This is a genomic window from Streptomyces sp. N50 (assembly GCF_033335955.1).
In the GTDB taxonomy this organism is placed as follows: domain Bacteria; phylum Actinomycetota; class Actinomycetes; order Streptomycetales; family Streptomycetaceae; genus Streptomyces.
The window spans coordinates 3,636,660-3,653,450 of record NZ_CP137549.1; the positions used below are offsets into that span (position 1 = coordinate 3,636,660).

Genomic DNA, 16,791 nt, shown 5'->3' on the forward strand with positions numbered 1-16,791 from the left:
ACTGATCGTCATGGAGGACGAGGTCGATCGGCTTGTCGCAGCGTGGCGCCGGGAGCGCCCCGACCTCGACGTGGAGCCACTTGAGGTGCTCAGCCGGGTGAGCAGGCTGGCCCGGCATCTGGACCGGGCCCGGCGGCTGGCGTTCGCCGAGCACAGCCTGGAGCCCTGGGAGTTCGACGTGCTGACGGCGCTCAGGCGCGCGGGCAGCCCCTATCAGCTCTCCCCCGGCCAGCTGCTGACGCAGACGCTGGTCACGTCCGGCACGATGACGAACCGTATCGACCGGCTGGCGCAGAAGGGCCTGGTCGAGCGGCTCCCCGACCCCAGCGACCGCCGGGGCGTGCTGGTCCGGCTCACCGAGGAGGGCCAGGACCGCGCGGACCAGGCCCTGGCCGGGCTGCTGGCGCAGGAGCGCGCGATCCTCGCGGAACTCTCCCGCGCCCAGCGGGGCGAACTGGCGGGCCTGCTACGCCAGTTGACCGCCCCGTTCGACAACATCCCCGGCTGAGTCCGGCCGGGGGCACGGGGTCCCGCGCTCCCGTCCGGCCCCGCTCACCGGTACCGATCAGGCACTGCTGCTCTCCTCCGGCATGATCCGCGCGACAGGCCCCAGGTCGACGGGACCCACGCCCGCGCGCCGGGCGAGCGCGACCGCCGCGAGGGTGGAGTGGACGCCCAACTTGCCGAGCACGTTTTGCATATGCGTCCGGACTGTGTGCGGGGAGAGGAACAGCCGCTCGGCGACCGCCTTCCTCCCCAGACCGGCCACCATGCAGCGCAGTACTTCCCGCTCCCGCGGAGTCAGCGACTCCACCAGGCGCTCGCTCTCGGTGCGGTGCTTGCGCGCGGCCGTCAACTCCCGCAGGACGCCCGTCAGCAGGGCGGGCGGCAGGTGCGTCTCATCGCGAAGCACCCCTCGGATGACGGTTAAAAGCCTGGACAGCGAGCAGTCCTTGGCGACCCAGCCGGAGGCCCCGGCCTGCAGGGCCAGCGCGGCCCGGCGCGGATCGTCCTTCTCCGCCAGCACGACCATCCGTACGCTCGGCTGGGCCGAACGGACCCCGGCGACCAGGGAGATCCCGTCCACCAGCCCGTCCTCGTTGCCCGCCTGAACAGGGACGGCGGGCCGTACACCGGGCACATTGCCGCCCAGGTCGGCGTCCACCAGCAGGACGTCGAATCTGCGGCCCTCGGCGTTCGCGCGCTCCATGCAGCGCAGCGCGGCGGGACCACTGCCGGCCGCGGACACGTCGACATCGGGCTCGGCGGCCAGTGCCGCGGCGAGCGACTCGGCGAAGATGCGATGGTCGTCGACGACCAGGACTCGGATGCGAACCACGAAACCCCCTTCCCCAGGCTCCTGGTGGAGCAGGGGATACCTCATCGTCGGGAGACGAAGCGATGGTTGCGGGTACGACGCCCGGGAGCGGCCCGCGCCGCCCGGCCGCCGCCGTGCAGACACTGCTACCCCCACATCGGGCGTCGTACCCGACTTGTCTCGCCCCCTGATCAGCACCGGCCCCCACCGGTGCTGCTCACAGCGTACGGCCGGGGCGCGGCAGCGGAACCTCATTTGCAGAACTGATTGTCCGGCGCGTTTATGGTGAGCCGCATGTTTCGTATTGAGACGGAAGTCGACAAGGAGCGACGCGATCTGCTCCGCGCCCGGCTGCTCGAAACCAACACGGCCGCCTCCCCGGTGCTGCGCGCCCTGCGCGGAACCCCTCGCGAACGTGAAGTTCCGCTCCAGGTGTGGGCGTTGGACGCCGTCGGTGGTCTCGCGGGCGGGCTGGTCGGGCACAGCTGGGCGGACTGGCTGCACGTGACGTACCTGTGGGTGGACGGCCGGCACCGCGGCACGGGCCTCGGCTCCCGCCTCCTCGCCGAGGCGGAGCGCGTCGCCCGCGACGAGCGCGGCTGCGGGGCGGCCCGGCTGGAGACGTGGGACTTCCAGGCGCCGGAGTTCTACAAGAAGCAGGGGTACGAGGTGGTGTGCGTGATCCCGGACTACCCGCCGGGGCTCACCGAGTACACCCTGACGAAGAGGCTGGGCCGAGCGAACCCCGGGTGAACACGTCCGAGGTGAACACATCCGGGGCGAACGAGACGCTCAGCCCAGTCTCATACTCTCCTCTTACCGTGCCGCCATGAGCATGCTGCGGAAGCTGAACTCCAAGCTCGCCCAGGCGACCGGCTACCAGATCCGCCGGGCGCCCACGCCGCCCGCGGCGACGACGGCGGGCTCCCTGGGCGGCATCCCCGCACCGCGCGGTTCCCGTCCCGCGCGCCCGGACCCCGTGGTGACGCAGGCGCCGGCGGTGGATCCGGCGGTCGACCGGTTGCTGGAGCGACCGGTGTTCATCCTGACCTCGGTGCGTTCCGGGTCGACGCTGCTGCGCATGATGCTGGGGGCGCACTCCCGGCTGCACGCCGCGCACGAACTCCATCTCACCGGTATCGAGGTCTACTTCAGGTCGGGTACCCCCACGGAACGTTCGCTGCGCACCCTGGGCCTGGGCCACGAGCAGCTGGAGGGCCTGCTCTGGGACCGCGCCCTGCACCGTGAACTGGTCAAGTCCGGCAAGCAGTTCATCGTCGAGAAGACCCCCGGCAACGCCTTCCAGTGGCAGCGCATCGCCCGGACCTGGCCCGACGCCCGCTTCGTCTTCCTGCGCAGACACCCGGGCGCGGTGGCCCGCTCCTGGCACGAGGCGGTACCGGACCGCACCCGCGAGGAAGCGGCCGAACGCGTCCTCAAATACATGGAGTCCATGCAGGAGGCCCAGGCGGTACTCGGCGGCCACACCCTCCGCTACGAAGACCTCACCACCGACCCGACCACCGAACTCCGGTCCCTCTGCGCCTACTTGGACCTCCCCTACGAACCCGGCATGACGAACTACGCCAGCAGCCTGGAGAACGCCGTCCTGGGCGCCGGCTTCGGCGACTGGACCGACAAGATCCGCACCGGCCAGGTCCAACCGGACCGCCCGGCACCGGCGTTGGAGGAGATCCCGGAGGTGCTGCGGCCGATGTGCCGGGCGTGGGGGTATCTCTGAGCTCCATGAAGAGTCCAGGGCGGCTCCCGTGGCTCCCGCCGTACGCTCGCCCCATGGACGTCTGGTCGGACTGTTCCGCGTGGAGTCGTCGTCTCCTGGCCGCCGCCGAGCTGCTGTACGGCTACCGTCACCTGCGGGGCCGACGATACGAGGGCTGGTGGGTCCACCCGGATTCGGGCGACGCGGTCGTACGGACGCTCCTCGCGCTGGGCATCCACTCCCTCGTGCTGGACGCGATGGCCCAAGGGCGGCCGTACACACCGGACTTGATCGGGCGGCTCCGGCTGGCCGACATAGGCGACGCGGTGACGAAGCGGCCCGACCATGAGCTGCTCGCCGGTCTCCCGGCTCTCGGCGAGACCGACCGACGGCATGTCGACGTCGTACGGATCCTCACCTACGACCCCGCGTCCGCGCTGACCGCGGCGCGGCTGCGCGCAGTGGCCCACGGCGCGGTGCACCGGCTGGGCGAGAGTGTCTCCGCCGAGGATCCCGTGTGCGAGGACGTAGCCGGGATGCCTCGGTGAGCGGGACGCCCCGGTCCTCCCGGGGCGTCGCCGTGGCCCTTACTCCACCCGCCGCGCCCCCGCCGAAGGCACCGCAGGGAACACGCGCGGGGCCGTGTAACCCGCCGCCGCGAACGCCTCCTCGACCGCCTTCGTCACCGTGTCCGTGTCGGCGGCCTCCACCAGGACGACCGCCGAGCCACCGAAGCCGCCGCCCGTCATCCGCGCACCCAGCGCGCCCGCGCCGACCGCCGTGTCGACCACGAGGTCCAACTCCGGGCAGGAGATACGGAGATCGTCACGGAGGGAGGCGTGACCCTCGGTCAGGATCGGGCCGATCGCTCGTACATCACCCGCGTCCAGCAGACCGATGACCTGGTCGACCCTGTGGTCGTCCGACACCACATGGCGGACGTAGCGCTGGATCCGCTCGTCCGACAGGCGGGCCAGGGACGACTCCAGATCCTCGTACGCCACATCCCGCAGGAACGGCACGCCCAGCTGCCGCGCGCCCTCCTCGCAGCCCTCCCGGCGTTCCGCGTACGCGCCGTCGCCCAGCGCGTGCTTCACACGGCTGTCGACGACCAGGAGTGACAGGCCCTCCGACGCCAGGTCGAACGGGATCTGACGGATCGACAGGTCCCGGCAGTCGAGGTGGAGCGCATGGCCCTCCTCGCAGCAGGCCGAGGCCGTCTGGTCCATGATCCCGCAGGGGACGCCCACGAAGTCGTTCTCCGCGCGCTGCGAGAAGCGCGCCAACTCCGGGCCCGTCAGGCCCAGTTCGAAGAGGTCGTTCAGAGCGAGTGCCGTGACGACCTCCAGCGCCGCCGACGACGACAGGCCCGCGCCCGTCGGAACCGTCGACGACAAGTGGATGTCCGCGCCGGTGACTTGGTGGCCCGCCTCGCGCAACACCCAGACCACGCCCGCCGGATACGCGGCCCAGCTCGTGTTCGTGCGCGGGACGAGGTCGTCCACGTGCAGTTCCACTACCGGGCCCTCGATGTCCGCCGAGTGGAGGCGCAGGACGCCGTGCGTGCGGCGGGACACCGCCGCCACCGCCGTGTGCGGCAGGGCGAGCGGCATCACGAAGCCCTCGTTGAAGTCGGTGTACTCGCCGATCAGGTTGACCCGGCCCGGCGCGGCCCAGACGCCCTCGGGAGCGGTGCCGTACAGCTCCTCGAAGCCCTCAAGTACACCCACGTGTTGTCTCCTAACCCTTCGATACGTTCTGCGCGAACGCCCACGCGTCCGCGACGATGCCCGCGAGATCCGCGCGGGACGGGTTCCAGCCGAGGCGCTCCTTGGCCCGGGTCGCCGAGGCCACCAGGGTCGCCGGGTCGCCACCGCGGCGCGGGGCCACGACCTCGGGGATCGGGTGCCCGGTGACCTGGCGGACCGTCTCGATGACCTGGCGGACGGAGAAGCCCTCGCCGTTGCCGAGGTTGCAGATCAGGTGCTCGCCCGGGGTCGCCGCCTTCAGCGCCAGCAGGTGCGCGTCCGCCAGGTCCGCCACGTGGATGTAGTCACGGACGCACGTGCCGTCCGGCGTCGGGTAGTCGTCGCCGTAGACCGAGATCGCGTCGCGCTTGCCCTGGGCGACCTGGAGCACGAGCGGGATGAGGTGCGACTCGGGGCTGTGCCGCTCGCCGCAACTGCCGTACGCACCGGCCACGTTGAAGTAGCGCAGCGAGACCGCGCCCAGGCCGTGCGCCTGCGCCTCGCTCGTGATCATGAAGTCGACCGACAGCTTCGACGCGCCGTAGGGGTTCGTCGGGGAGGTGCGGGCGGTCTCGACGATCGGGACCTCGTCGGGCTCGCCGTACGTGGCGGCCGTGGAGGAGAAGACGAGCTTGCGGACGCCGGCCTCGCGCATCGCGGCGAGGAGGGCCATCGAGCCGCCGACGTTGTTCTCCCAGTACTTCTCCGGCTTGACGACGGACTCGCCGACCTGGGAGAACGCGGCGAAGTGCAGGACGGCGTCGTACGAGGAGTCGAGCCACTTGGCGGCGTCGCGGATGTCACCCTCCACGAACGTGGCACCCGCCGGGACGCCCTCGCGGAACCCCGTCGAGAGGTTGTCCAGGACGGTGACCTCGTGGCCCGCCTCCAGCAGGTGCTGGGCGACCACGCTGCCGACGTATCCCGCGCCGCCCGTGACCAGGTACTTACCGCTCATCAACTCGCTACCTCTCGCAGTCGCTGTGCCGCGAACTCCGGCGGCACGTCGTTGATGAACACGCTCATGCCGGACTCGGAACCCGCGAGGAACTTCAGCTTGCCGGACGTACGGCGAATGGTGAAAAGCTCAAGGTGGAGCGCGAAGTCGTCGCGGCTCACCCCTTCGAACTCCTCCAGCGTGCCGAACGGCGCCTGGTGCCAGGCGGAGATGTACGGCGTCGGAGGCTCGCCCTCACCGAAGATCCGGTCGAAGCGCCTCAAGAGTTCCAGATAGACCTTGGGGAACTCTGTGCGGGCCGCCTCGTCGAGACCGAGCAGATCGGGCACCCGGCGCTTGGGATACAGGTGGACCTCGTAGGGCCAGTGCGCGGAGTACGGCACGAAGGCCGCCCAGTGTTCACCCTCAAGGACGACCCGCTCACCGGCGAGTTCGCGCTCCAGGACGGAGTCGAAGAGGTTCTCCCCGCCCGTCGCCTCCTTGTGGGCCGCGAGCGATCGCAACATCAGCGCGGTGCGCGGGGTGGTGAAGGGGTAGGCGTAGATCTGGCCGTGGGGATGACCGAGCGTCACGCCGATCTCCTCCCCGCGGTTCTCGAAACAGAACACCTGCTCGACGGAGGGAAGATGCGACAGCTCCGACGTCCGGTCGGTCCACGCGTCGAGGACGAGGCGCGCCTGCTCCTCGGTCAGCGAGGCGAAGGACGCGTCGTGGTCGGAGGTGAAGCAGACCACCTCGCACCGCCCGGAGTCCCCGGCCAGCGAGGGGAAACGGTTCTCGAACACCGCCACGTCGTACGACGAGTCCGGGATCTCGCTGAGCCGGTCGCCCGTGGTCGGGCAGAGCGGGCACTGGTCGGCCGGCGGGTGGTAGGTGCGGCCCTGGCGGTGCGAGGCGATCGCCACCGAGTCGCCGAGCAGCACGTCCCGCCGTACCTCCGAAGTGGTGACCGTGCGCTCCAGCGGGCGTCGGTCCACCGCGTCGCGCACGGTGTCGTCCCGCAGGTCGTAGTAGATGAGCTCACGACCGTCGGCCAACCGGGTCGAGGTCTTCTTCACGCCGGGCTCTCCATCCGTACGTACATCCACGCCGCATCCGGGCTTCACACAGAACTAAACACATCAAACCACCAATCCCCCCAGTCGTCACCATCAAAATCAAACAAAGAACACCAACCAAAGACATCGAACAGACATCAACCAAGGTGAGCGCTTGATGCAGAGTCTGCAGACCCCCACCTCTCTCGCCGCGGAGCTCCGGCTCCCCACCAACGGGCTCGACTACACGATCCTGGCGATCTACTTCGTGGTCGTCCTCGGGATCGGTCTGGCCGCCCGCAGATCGGTGAAGACGAGCCTCGACTTCTTCCTCTCCGGGCGTTCGCTGCCCGCGTGGATCACCGGTCTCGCCTTCATCTCGGCGAACCTGGCCGCCACCGAGATCCTCGGCATGGCCGCCAACAGCGCGCAGTACGGCGCGTACACCGTCCACTGGTACTGGATCGGCGCCATCCCCGCCATGGTCTTCCTCGGCCTGGTGATGATGCCCTTCTACTACGGTTCGAAGGTCCGCTCGGTCCCCGAGTTCCTGCTGCTGCGCTTCGACAAGGCCGCACACCTGCTGAGTTCGATCCTGTTCGCCTTCGCGGCCATCCTCATCGCGGGCGTCAACCTCTACGCCCTCGCGATCGTCGTCGAGGCGCTGCTGGGGTGGCCGCAGTGGGTGGCGATCGTGGTCGCCGGCGCGTTCGTGCTCGCGTACATCACCCTCGGCGGGCTGTCGTCGGCGATCTACAACGAGGTCCTCCAGTTCTTCGTGATCCTGGCCGCCCTCATCCCGATCTCCTACCTCGGCCTGAAGAAGGTCGGCGGCTGGGACGGCCTGACCCACAAGCTGGACGCGGCCCACGGCCACAACTTCACCACCGCGTGGGGCGGCACGGGCATCGGCAGCGTCAACCCGTTGGGCGCGAACTGGCTGACGATCGTGCTGGGGCTGGGCTTCGTCCTGTCGTTCGGCTACTGGACGACCAACTTCGCGGAGGTGCAGCGCGCGCTCTCGGCGAAGAACCTGTCCGCGGCGCAGCGCACCCCACTCATCGCCGCGTACCCGAAGGTCTTCATCGTGTTCCTGGTGATGATCCCGGGGCTGGTCGCGGCAGCGCTCGTCCCGAAGATCGGCACCAGCGGCTCGGACCTCCAGTACAACGACGCGATTCCGTACCTGATGCAGGAGTTGCTGCCCAACGGCGTCCTCGGCATCGCGGTGACGGGTCTGCTGGCGGCGTTCATGGCGGGTATGGCGGCCAACGTGTCGTCCTTCAACACGGTGTTCACGAACGACATCTGGGCGAAGTACGTGGTGAAGGACCGCGAGGACGCGTACTACGTCCGCTTCGGCCGCCTGATCACGGTGATCGGTGTGGCGGCGTCGGTAGGCACGGCGTTCCTGGCCTCGTCCTTCTCGAACATCATGAGCTACCTACAGACCCTGTTCTCCTTCTTCAACGTCCCGATGTTCGTCGTCTTCATCGTCGGCATGTTCTGGAAGAGGGCCACGCCGAAGTCCGGCTTCTGGGGCCTGCTCGCGGGCACGGTGACGGCGATGGTGAACTACTTCTGGATCTACAAACAGGGCATCATCTCCATCCCCTCCGACCAGGGCGCGAACTTCGTCTCCGCGATCGCGGGCTTCGTCGCCGGTGCGGTGGTCATGTTCGCCGTCTCCCTGTTCACCCAGCCGAAGTCCGCCGACCAGCTCCAGGGCCTGGTCTACGGCACGACGTCACCCGGCATGACCGAGGCGCCGGCCGCGGGCGACGACGCGTGGTACCGCCGGCCCGCACTCCTCGGCTGGGGCGCGGTGATCCTGGCCGCCCTCTGCTACATCCCGTTCTCGTTCTAGTCACGGGAGGATTGAGAAACCATGTCTGAGAACTCAGGACACTCCGAACACTCCAAGGACTCAGGTCACTCCGGGCACGATGTCCAGCGCGAGGTCAGCGAGCTGGAGACCAAGTCCACGACCGCGTCCCGCCTGTTCGATCTGCGGCTGATCATCGGTGGGTTGTTCGTCGTCTACGGCGTCATCGTCACGATCGCCGGGATCAGTCCGTCCCAGGCGACGCTGGACAAGGCCGAGGGCGTCAACATCAATCTGTGGACCGGGATCGCGATGTTGCTGCTGGGGGTCTTCTTCCTGGGGTGGCTGAAGCTGCGGCCGACACCACCGGTGGAGCTGGCGGAAGTACCGGAGGAGGAAGAGGGGGCTTAGGTCGGCTGCCGGGTGCGGGTGGGCTGTGGCTGGTCGCGCAGTTCCCCGCGCCTGCCTCCGGCGGATCCCACGGAGAAGGAAGAGGGGGCTTGGGTCGTCTGCCGGGTGCGGGTGCGTTGTGGCTGGTCGCGCAGTTCCCCGCGCCCCTAGGGCAACGGGGCTGGCGGAGTTGGGTAGTTGACCTGCACCGGTCGCGCCCGCGCGGCGGAGCCGCAAGTGTCACAGCCCCGCGCCCCTAGGGGGTCCAGGCTCGCCGAGTTGGCAAGTGGTCCTGCCTCGGTCGCGCCCCCTAAGGGTGTCGGTGCCGGCGGTGTTGGTCGCTAACGCACTGCGGTGACCAGCAGCGTGTCCGCGGTGCCTGGGCCTTCGGCGGTCGACTCCAGTACGTCAACGGCTGTCTCGGTGAACCCGGCCTCGTCCAGGACCTTCATCCAGACCTGCTCCTGGAGCACCCAGCGGCGCAATGTGCTCGCCTCCCCCTCCGGGGTCTTCGCCGAGACGGCGGCGGCCACGATGTCCGGCCGCGCGGGGGCGCCGTTCAGGTAGTGCGCCAGGGTGGAGAACACCAGGCGTCCGCCCGGTCTGAGAGCGGCGGCCGCCGCGGGCAACAGCTCACGCGGGTCGGTGAAGTCGAGCGCGCCGAAGACGCTGTACAGCACGTCGTAGGTGTTGGTCGGCGCCCGCAGATGCGACACGGCGTCGGACGGCACGATGCGCAGGCACGGCGCGAGGTGGCCGAACAGGTCGAGCGCCATCTCGTACTGCGCCGGTGATGCATCGACGGCGACGACCTGTGCGGGCCGGTGATGAACGACGAGGTGGGCGGCGTGCCGGGCGCTCCCCGCGCCGAGGTCGCCGACCACCAGCCCCGACAGATCCCCCAGCACTTCCGGGCCGGGGCCGCTGTCCTGGCTCCAGTTCCAGTGGAAGGTGTCGGGGACCGCGCGGTCGTGCTCGGCGCGGGTGCGGCCGTAGTGGTGCCAGAGGTCTGAGGGGGTGGTCGTCACCCGGACCATCCTGGCGAGCAGGGACGGGTGATGTGCCGGTTCCGGGGATTGTCACCCCCTCGCGCGCTCCTTGGTCAGTGCGAGTCGTTGCCCGGGTGGCAGGGGCCGCACTCGGCGGCGTCCGTCCACAACGGCAGGTCTACGTCCCAGCCGTCGGCGGCGATCACAGTCGCCGTCCTCAGCACCGAGCCGTCGTTCTTCATCTCGACCTTGGGCACGTGGTGCAGGAAGTGTCCGCCGTTGAAGCGGTCGCACAGGTCGGCGTACGCCACGGTGTCGAGGATGACCGTGTGGACGCCGATGTCGACGAGTGTGCTCGGGGCGAGCCCCAGGGACTCGCCCCGGTGCCTCATCGCGGTGAGCAGGTAGGCGTAGCCCTGTCCGAGAACCCGGCCGGCCATGGCCGAGTCGTACGGGTAGTCCCGTACGAGGAGTCCGATCTGCTTGTCCCACAGATCGGCCGGCACGACCTCCCGCACGGAGCGGGCCGGGACGGTCATCGGGTGCACAAGAGCCGTTGTCATGATGCCTCCGTTGGGCGGTGCCCCGCGTTTCGGGGCGCTGAGCCCAGCACACCGCGCCGAACGGCCCAGGTGCGATCAACTCGCTTTCCGCGCAAGGGCTTTGCACGGTGTGCAAGCGACCTCGACGGCCCCGCTCCGCACCCGTAGCGTGAGAGGCCCCGGCCGTGCGGTGTGGGAGGGGCCCGTGCCCGTTGACCCGCTCTGGAACAGCACGAGAGCACGCGAGTTGGCCGCGCAACGACGCCCCGGCGCGCTCATTCGCCTCGGCCGCGAACACCGCGCCTGGACCCTCGCCGCCCTCGGCGACCGGCTCGGCTGCTCACCGGCCACGGTCTCCCGGCTGGAACGAAGCACCAGGGTCGTCGATCTGACCCTGGTGCACCGCGCCGCGCTCGAAGTCGGCGTTCCGCGACACGTCCTGGTGAGTTCTCTCGCGCCACCCACCCCGTCGGTATCGACGGCCACTAGAGTGACGGCCAGTCCGCACGCCGAGGAGGACCCGATGCGCCGCCGTACGCTGCTCACCGCAACGGCAGCCGCCGGACCGGCCGCCCTGCTGCTGGGGGTGGACGAGGCCCTGGCCGACACCCCCGCACCGACCGGCACCGGACCGCTGGACGCCCGGCTGGCCGCCGCCCGCGACCTGTACGACAAGGGCACGCACGCGCCTCTGCTCGCCGCCCTGCCCGGCCTCATCGCCGACGGGCACGCCGCCGCCTCCTCGCGCCGGGAACTCGATCAGGCCCGGCTCTCCTCCGTGTACAGCCTCGCCGCAGCAGTACTCAGCAAGCTCGGCTCCTACGAGCAGGCACGGCTCACCGCGGACCGAGCCCGCACCTGGGCCGAGGTCTCCGGTTCACCTCTCGCATCGGCAGCCGCAGTCCGGGAGTTGGCGATCGTGCTACGCCACCAGGACCGCGGCGAGGAGGCCCAGCGCCTCATGTCGACAGCGGCCTCCGCCGTGGAAGCCACCGGCCTACGGACTGACGCGTCGGCGTCCGCGTACGCGCAGATGCTCTGCACCCTGGCCTACACCGCCGCCCGCGGCGGACACCGCGCCGAGGCTCTGTCGATGACCGAGGAAGCCCGCCGCGCCGCCAGCCGGTTGCCTCAAACCGCCCCGCCGGGACGCCTGTTCCCCATCAGCCCGGCCGCCGTCGACCTGTACGCGGTCGGAGTGCACTGGGCGCTCGGAGACGCGGGCGCGGCCCTGGAGGCGGGGAAGAACCTGCGCCCCGCGCAATTCCCGACCGCCGAGCGCAAGGCCCGCCTGGGCACCGACATGGCGCGAGCGTGGTGGGCGTGGCAGCGACCGGAGCAGACCGCCCAGGCGCTGCTGTCCGCGTACCGAGCCAGCCCGGCCGAGGTCCGGGACCGGCCCGCGATCCGCGGCATCGTCCACGAACTGGCGGAACGGCACCCGCGTACAACCGGTGTCCGTGAGTTGCAGGCGGCTGTACGTCAGCGGGCGAGCTGACACACGGCGAGCCCGCGCGTTCTTGGCCCTAGGCCACGCCCAGTTCGCACCACACGTACTTGCCGCGCTGCCCGTTCCTGGACAGTGGCTGCCACCCCCAGTTGTCGGCGCAGGCCCTCACCAGCGCGAGCCCTCTCCCCGCCTCGGCATCCAAAAGCTCCCCCAACTGCCCCGGCGGCTCGGGTGGTTCGGGATCCGCGTCCCATGCGCCGACGCGCAGCACCCCCGCCGAAGACCGCACGCGGAGCATCACCGGCCCCTCGGTGTGCAGTACGGCGTTGGCGACCAGCTCCGTCGCGAGGAGTTCGGCGGTGTCCACGACCCGGATGAGGCCGTGGGCGGTGAGGACGAGGCGCAGGGTGCGGCGGCAGACGGTCACGGCACGGCGATCGTGTGGGACGGAGAGGGAGTACTCCCAGGGTTCGGGCTCGGTTTCCTCGTTTTCGGGCATGCGTGAACTCCGTTGGTGGTGTGGGGAGTTGATGCGGTTCACGGGCGGTGGCCTGTCACGCCGTCATGGCAGGACGGGGTGGTGCGCTTCCGGGGTCCCGGGGTTCCGCACGGTGTGCGTCGCATCACTGACGGTGCGGGTAAAATTTGGAACAGTGCAAGTCGTTGTCGTAATCTGCCCCCCGAACGAGTCACCACCCCACGGCAGTTGGGGCGAGAGAGGAAGCCATGCCACGCAGACGGCAAATCACCGCGCGCCAGGAACGCCTGGGCATTGAACTGCGGAAGCTGCGTGAGACAGCAGGACTCAAAGCACGGGAAGCCGCCGCGCTGGTCGGGTCCGACTCCGCCCAGATGAGTCAGATGGAGTCCGGAATCGCAGGAGTGAGCGAGGAACGCGTACGCAGCCTCGCCGCCAATTACTCCTGCGAGGACGAGGAGTTGATCGATGCGCTGGTCGCAATGGCCACCGATCGGACACGCGGTTGGTGGGAGGAGTACCGGGGGCTGCTGCCCACGTCGTTCCTGGACCTGTCCGAGCTGGAGCACCACGCCACCTACCGCTGGGACGTGGATTTCCTCCATGTCCCCGGCCTGCTCCAGACGAAGGACTACGCTCGCGCAGTCTTCTCGCACAGAGTGCCCGCGCTTCCCCCGAGAGACCTCGAACTGCGGGCCGAACACCGGATGAAGCGACAGCGCATCATCGAGGGTGCCCAACCGACTCCGTACGAAGCCGTAGTACACGAGGGGGCTCTACGCATCCGGGTCGGCGACCGTCCCGCGTCCCGAGCTCAGCTCACCCGGATCCTGGAACTCTCGGAAGCGGACCACGTGACCGTACGTGTCATCCCGTTCGACCTGGATGGATTCATCGATGCCGGAAGCGCCATGGTGTACGCGGGTGGCACTATGCCCAAGCTGGACACGGTCGTACGGGACGCACCCCACGGTTCTGCCTTCGTCGACTCCGAGGCGCAACTCAGCAGCTTTCGAACGCTTTTCCGTAGAGTGGAGGGTGTGTCACTCGACCCCGAACGCTCGCGTGACTTCATCCACAGACTGACGAAGGAACTGTGAGGCGCACCGTGACCATCCCCGACACCTGGCTGAAGTCGTCCTTCTCCGGGGGCGCCGACGGCAACAACTGCATCGAACTCGCCACCACCTGGCAGAAGTCGACCTTCTCAGGCGGCGGCGACGGCAACGCCTGCCTCGAACTCGCCACCACTCCCACCGCCCTCCACCTCCGCGAAAGTGACGCCCCCACCACGCACCTCACCACCACCCCCACAGCCCTCGCCGCCCTCCTCCACGGCATACGGTCCCGAACACTGACCGCCGGCCGCGTCGACCATCACGGCTGACCCGTCTCCACACCGAGGGACTCCAGGCACGGCAGGTACGCCGTCATCGACCCGCCGGGCGGCCCGATGGCGGCCCGGGCCCAGTGCAGTGCTCCCGCACCCACCGCTGATCCCACCCCAGAACTCGCCTACACGCCCGGCCCCGCCGAGTTGTTCACCGGCCCCGCCCTGTCCAGTAGGCCCGTCCGCGCCGCCAGCGCCGCCGCCTCCAGCCGCGACCCCACCCCCAGCTTCATCAGCACCCGCTGCACATGCGTGCGGGCCGTCGACGGAGCGATGCCCATGCCCGCCGCGATCAGGCGGGTGTCCTCGCCGTCCGCCACCCTGACCAGGACCTCGACCTCCCTCGGCGTCAGCATCTGGAGCAGGCGTTGGCCCTCGTCGTCCGGTTGGGCCGCGGGGTTCAACAACTCGCTGAAGGCGCCCTGTAGCAACTGCGGTGCTACCGCCGCCTCCCCCGCCCTCGCCTTCATGATCGCCCGCTCCACGCCCTCGATGCGCTCGTCATGGCGGACGTATCCCGACGCGCCTGCCGCGAACGCCGCCGCGATGCCCCGTGGGCTCGGGACCGGGCCCAGGACCAGGACCGCCACCTGGGGGCGTTCGCGTTTGATTTTTATCACCGGGTCGAAGATGCCCGGTTCGGCCGGTGTCGCCGTGCCCAGCAGGCATACCTCGGGGGCGCGGGTGATCACCAGCTCGGCCGCGCCCGCCGCGGGTGCGGCGGCCGCCAGCACCCGGTGTCCCCGCAGCTTCAGTGCCGAGGCCAGTGCCTCGGCGAGCAATCGGTGGTCGTCGACCACCATCAGCCGCACTCCCATCGAGCAACCCCCCAGTCCCCCCAATGGATGCCCACTATGGATGCCCACCGGTCCCCAAGAACAGAGGGCCCCCAGCACCCCCGCTCTTCATGCCCCCGGAAGCTACACGCTTGTTCGACGTTGCGCTGCCCCTACCGGAGAGAAGTGCCCCGGAACGACTGACTTTTTCGCATTCCTCGTATTCGGGGGTGTTGAGCGGTACGACCCCGGCCCCGTCCCTGAGCAGGGGCGGGGCCGGGGTCGTGGAGACGGTCGTATCAGCTGCCGGTGCCGAACGCGATCGCCAAGTCCTTGTCGCCCGTTGACGACGACGACGCCTTGTCCGCGTAGACCGCCGACATGTAGAGGTGGCCCTCGCCGTAGAGGATCTCCGCGTAGTCCGGGAGGAAGGTCGTCTCCGTGCTCCGTACCGTCTCCGTGCTCGGGTTCTCCAGCAGCTTGGTCTCCTTGAAGGAGGTGCCGTCGATGCTGACGATCTGGCCGCCCTTGTTGTACGGCGGGGACTTGTAGGCGATGACGTTGCTGCCGTCCATGCGCAGCGGGGTGATCGTGTAACCCTCGCCCGCGTCCGCGCGCTGGCCGGTCTGCTTGCCGGTGGCGAGGTCGAAGGCGACGATCTCGTTGGTCTGGCTGTAGGAGTCGCCCGAACCGTCGTGTTCCTCGGTGGGCACGTACAACCGGTCGTTCCCTACGGCGAGTTCGGTGCAGTACTCGACACGCGTGATGCCGTCGCAGCGGGCCGCGTACTGCTTGCCCGGCGCCGGGATGTGGGAGCGCAGCGCGCCCGTCTTGTTGTCGATGGAGAAGAAGTCCGAGATGCCGCTGCCGTCGCCCGCGCTGTCGCCCACGTCGGCCGCGACGACCAGCGGGTCGGTCGACACGATGCTCGCGTACTCGATGCCCTCGGCCATCTTGTAGTCCGAGAGCACCTTCCCGGAGACCGGGTCGATGGTCTGGATGTGGAGGGTGGGAGAGTCGTACGTCCCGCATCTGCGTACCGCGACCAGCTTCGCGCCGCCGCCGTACCCGGCGTCGTAGCAGTCGGCGACCTTCGGGCTCCACAGGACCTTGCCGGTGGAGATGTCGAAGGCGGCGCCGCCGTCGGTGCTGCCCACGGCGACCGTGTTCGCGCTGACGGTGACGTTGCCGAAACTGATGGGCTGGTCACCGGAGTTGGCGGTCTTGGTCCACAGCTTGGTGCCGGTGTTGAGGTCGATCGCGGCGATCTGGCTGCAGCCGTGCGAGGGCTTGTCCTTGGTCGGCATGGCGGGCTCGTAGAGGATGGCCGTCTTGCCGTCCGTGGTGGTGTGCTTCGTCGCCTGGCAGACCGGGCCGGGGAGCTTGATCGTCCACTGCTTCGCGCCGGTGTCGCGGTTGTAGCCGACGACCTCGGCGCTGCCGGTCTTGGCGTACACCTTGTCGGTGAGCCAGGAGCCCGAAGTCACCATCGTGTCGCTGACCTTGGGCATCGGGACCTCGAAGAGGACCTTGGAGGCCGGGTCAGCGGGGATCTTCTCCTTGCCGCCCGACGTCGTGCCGCCCTTGTCGTTCGTGCCGCCCGTGGAGCCGCCGGCGGTCGCGGTCTTCTTCGTGTCGTCGTCCTTCTTGCCGGACGAGGACGCGTACCAGATCCCGCCGCCGACGATCAGCGCGATCGCCACGACCGCGGCGGTGATGATCACCGCGGGCGCCCCGAACTTCCGCCCGCCGCCGCCCGGTTGGCCCGGCTGCGGGTGCAGCGGCATGGTCGGCTGGCCCGGATAGCCGTAACCCGGCTGCTGGCCATAGGGGTTGGGCTGCTGACCGTACGGCTGCTGCGGTTGCTGCTGCGGCTGGGCGTACGGGTTCGGCTGCTGGCCCGGGTAGCCGTAGCCGGGCGGCGGGGCCTGCGGGGGGCCCTGGGGCGGCTGGGGCTGCTGGGGTGCCTGGGGGTAGCCGTAGACCGGCTGCTGGGGCGGCGGCGACTGCGGGTAGCCGTAGCCCGGCGGGGGCTGTGGCGGCTGTTGCGGGGGCTGGTCCTGGGGTGGGCCGAAGCCGCCCTGCGAAGGCTGGTTCGGGGGCTGGTTCGGTGGGGGCGGGGGCGGCTGGGTCATGGCGGGTACCTCGGGGAGAACGGTGGAGGGACGGG

At 69.7% G+C, this 16,791-nt stretch carries 18 protein-coding genes; 9 read left to right on the forward strand and 9 right to left on the reverse strand.

The window, feature by feature from the left end; all coding sequences use genetic code 11:
• Positions 1-10: 10 nt before the first annotated feature.
• Positions 11-508, forward strand: coding sequence for a MarR family winged helix-turn-helix transcriptional regulator (locus R2B38_RS15845; RefSeq protein WP_019064646.1), 498 nt, complete (start codon positions 11-13; stop codon positions 506-508).
• Between the two features lie 57 nt (positions 509-565).
• Here the strand turns inward: R2B38_RS15845 and R2B38_RS15850 are convergent, their stop codons facing one another.
• On the reverse strand, positions 566-1,339 hold the full coding sequence (locus R2B38_RS15850) for a response regulator transcription factor (RefSeq protein WP_318016803.1): 774 nt from the start codon (positions 1,337-1,339) through the stop codon (positions 566-568).
• A gap of 261 nt (positions 1,340-1,600) precedes the next feature.
• Between R2B38_RS15850 and R2B38_RS15855 the strand changes: the two genes are divergently transcribed.
• The 3 genes from R2B38_RS15855 to R2B38_RS15865 all read left to right on the forward strand — a co-directional run bounded on the left by R2B38_RS15855 (position 1,601) and on the right by R2B38_RS15865 (position 3,586).
• Positions 1,601-2,071 (forward strand): N-acetyltransferase, encoded by a 471-nt coding sequence (locus R2B38_RS15855; protein WP_318016804.1) that lies wholly within the window; start codon positions 1,601-1,603, stop codon positions 2,069-2,071.
• Between the two features lie 76 nt (positions 2,072-2,147).
• Positions 2,148-3,059, forward strand: coding sequence for a sulfotransferase (locus R2B38_RS15860; RefSeq protein WP_318016805.1), 912 nt, complete (start codon positions 2,148-2,150; stop codon positions 3,057-3,059).
• Between the two features lie 53 nt (positions 3,060-3,112).
• Positions 3,113-3,586, forward strand: coding sequence for a hypothetical protein (locus tag R2B38_RS15865; protein ID WP_318016806.1), 474 nt, complete (start codon positions 3,113-3,115; stop codon positions 3,584-3,586).
• Positions 3,587-3,625: 39 nt separating this feature from the next.
• On the opposite strand, the gene galK is transcribed toward R2B38_RS15865, so the two are convergent.
• From galK to galT, 3 genes are read right to left on the reverse strand one after another with little or no spacing between them, the layout of a single operon-like run.
• Entirely contained in the window at positions 3,626-4,768 is a 1,143-nt protein-coding gene (galK, locus tag R2B38_RS15870; protein ID WP_318016807.1) for a galactokinase, read from the reverse strand.
• A gap of 10 nt (positions 4,769-4,778) precedes the next feature.
• The gene (gene galE, locus R2B38_RS15875) at positions 4,779-5,744 is read right to left on the reverse strand and encodes a UDP-glucose 4-epimerase GalE (RefSeq protein WP_318016808.1); all 966 of its coding nucleotides are present in this window, start codon (positions 5,742-5,744) and stop codon (positions 4,779-4,781) included.
• The gene (gene galT, locus R2B38_RS15880) at positions 5,744-6,802 is read right to left on the reverse strand and encodes a galactose-1-phosphate uridylyltransferase (protein ID WP_318016809.1); all 1,059 of its coding nucleotides are present in this window, start codon (positions 6,800-6,802) and stop codon (positions 5,744-5,746) included. Before galT ends, galE begins: the two co-directional genes overlap by 1 nt.
• A 157-nt stretch (positions 6,803-6,959) precedes the next feature.
• On the opposite strand from galT, the gene R2B38_RS15885 reads away from it, so the two are divergent.
• Together R2B38_RS15885 and R2B38_RS15890 are read left to right on the forward strand one after the other, a co-directional pair.
• On the forward strand, positions 6,960-8,648 hold the full coding sequence (locus tag R2B38_RS15885) for a sodium:solute symporter family protein (protein ID WP_318016810.1): 1,689 nt from the start codon (positions 6,960-6,962) through the stop codon (positions 8,646-8,648).
• A gap of 21 nt (positions 8,649-8,669) precedes the next feature.
• The gene (locus tag R2B38_RS15890) at positions 8,670-9,017 is read left to right on the forward strand and encodes a hypothetical protein (RefSeq protein WP_318016811.1); all 348 of its coding nucleotides are present in this window, start codon (positions 8,670-8,672) and stop codon (positions 9,015-9,017) included.
• A gap of 320 nt (positions 9,018-9,337) precedes the next feature.
• On the opposite strand, the gene R2B38_RS15895 is transcribed toward R2B38_RS15890, so the two are convergent.
• Both R2B38_RS15895 and R2B38_RS15900 read right to left on the reverse strand, forming a co-directional pair.
• Complete coding sequence (locus R2B38_RS15895; RefSeq protein WP_411978460.1) at positions 9,338-10,024, reverse strand: class I SAM-dependent methyltransferase; 687 nt, start codon at positions 10,022-10,024, stop codon at positions 9,338-9,340.
• A gap of 74 nt (positions 10,025-10,098) precedes the next feature.
• Complete coding sequence (locus R2B38_RS15900; RefSeq protein ID WP_318016813.1) at positions 10,099-10,548, reverse strand: hypothetical protein; 450 nt, start codon at positions 10,546-10,548, stop codon at positions 10,099-10,101.
• A gap of 184 nt (positions 10,549-10,732) precedes the next feature.
• Between R2B38_RS15900 and R2B38_RS15905 the strand changes: the two genes are divergently transcribed.
• Positions 10,733-12,025 (forward strand): helix-turn-helix transcriptional regulator, encoded by a 1,293-nt coding sequence (locus tag R2B38_RS15905; RefSeq protein WP_318016814.1) that lies wholly within the window; start codon positions 10,733-10,735, stop codon positions 12,023-12,025.
• A 28-nt stretch (positions 12,026-12,053) separates the two neighbouring features.
• Here R2B38_RS15905 and R2B38_RS15910 read toward each other — a convergent pair whose 3' ends face one another.
• On the reverse strand, positions 12,054-12,476 hold the full coding sequence (locus R2B38_RS15910; protein ID WP_318016815.1) for an ATP-binding protein: 423 nt from the start codon (positions 12,474-12,476) through the stop codon (positions 12,054-12,056).
• Between the two features lie 227 nt (positions 12,477-12,703).
• On the opposite strand from R2B38_RS15910, the gene R2B38_RS15915 reads away from it, so the two are divergent.
• Together R2B38_RS15915 and R2B38_RS15920 are read left to right on the forward strand one after the other, a co-directional pair.
• Positions 12,704-13,555, forward strand: a complete 852-nt coding sequence (locus R2B38_RS15915) for a helix-turn-helix transcriptional regulator (RefSeq protein WP_318016816.1) — start codon at positions 12,704-12,706, stop codon at positions 13,553-13,555.
• Between the two features lie 8 nt (positions 13,556-13,563).
• Positions 13,564-13,842, forward strand: coding sequence for a DUF397 domain-containing protein (locus tag R2B38_RS15920; protein WP_318016817.1), 279 nt, complete (start codon positions 13,564-13,566; stop codon positions 13,840-13,842).
• Positions 13,843-13,970: 128 nt separating this feature from the next.
• Here R2B38_RS15920 and R2B38_RS15925 read toward each other — a convergent pair whose 3' ends face one another.
• Positions 13,971-14,663: a response regulator transcription factor gene (locus R2B38_RS15925; protein WP_318016818.1), complete on the reverse strand. Its 693-nt coding sequence runs from the start codon at positions 14,661-14,663 to the stop codon at positions 13,971-13,973.
• 257 nt (positions 14,664-14,920) lie between these two features.
• Positions 14,921-16,756, reverse strand: a complete 1,836-nt coding sequence (locus R2B38_RS15930; RefSeq protein ID WP_318016819.1) for a PQQ-binding-like beta-propeller repeat protein — start codon at positions 16,754-16,756, stop codon at positions 14,921-14,923.
• Positions 16,757-16,791 lie beyond the last annotated feature (35 nt).

Coding starts and splice junctions, on each gene's coding strand:
- galE (WP_318016808.1), bottom strand. CDS start 5,744: ATGAGCGGTAAGTACCTGGTCACGGGCGGCGCGGGATACGTCGGCAGC.
- R2B38_RS15865 (WP_318016806.1), top strand. CDS start 3,113: ATGGACGTCTGGTCGGACTGTTCCGCGTGGAGTCGTCGTCTCCTGGCC.
- R2B38_RS15910 (WP_318016815.1), bottom strand. CDS start 12,476: ATGCCCGAAAACGAGGAAACCGAGCCCGAACCCTGGGAGTACTCCCTC.
- R2B38_RS15855 (WP_318016804.1), top strand. CDS start 1,601: ATGGTGAGCCGCATGTTTCGTATTGAGACGGAAGTCGACAAGGAGCGA.
- R2B38_RS15900 (WP_318016813.1), bottom strand. CDS start 10,548: ATGACAACGGCTCTTGTGCACCCGATGACCGTCCCGGCCCGCTCCGTG.
- R2B38_RS15845 (WP_019064646.1), top strand. CDS start 11: ATGGAGGACGAGGTCGATCGGCTTGTCGCAGCGTGGCGCCGGGAGCGC.
- R2B38_RS15885 (WP_318016810.1), top strand. CDS start 6,960: ATGCAGAGTCTGCAGACCCCCACCTCTCTCGCCGCGGAGCTCCGGCTC.
- R2B38_RS15890 (WP_318016811.1), top strand. CDS start 8,670: ATGTCTGAGAACTCAGGACACTCCGAACACTCCAAGGACTCAGGTCAC.
- R2B38_RS15925 (WP_318016818.1), bottom strand. CDS start 14,663: ATGGGAGTGCGGCTGATGGTGGTCGACGACCACCGATTGCTCGCCGAG.
- R2B38_RS15860 (WP_318016805.1), top strand. CDS start 2,148: ATGAGCATGCTGCGGAAGCTGAACTCCAAGCTCGCCCAGGCGACCGGC.
- R2B38_RS15915 (WP_318016816.1), top strand. CDS start 12,704: ATGCCACGCAGACGGCAAATCACCGCGCGCCAGGAACGCCTGGGCATT.
- R2B38_RS15930 (WP_318016819.1), bottom strand. CDS start 16,756: ATGACCCAGCCGCCCCCGCCCCCACCGAACCAGCCCCCGAACCAGCCT.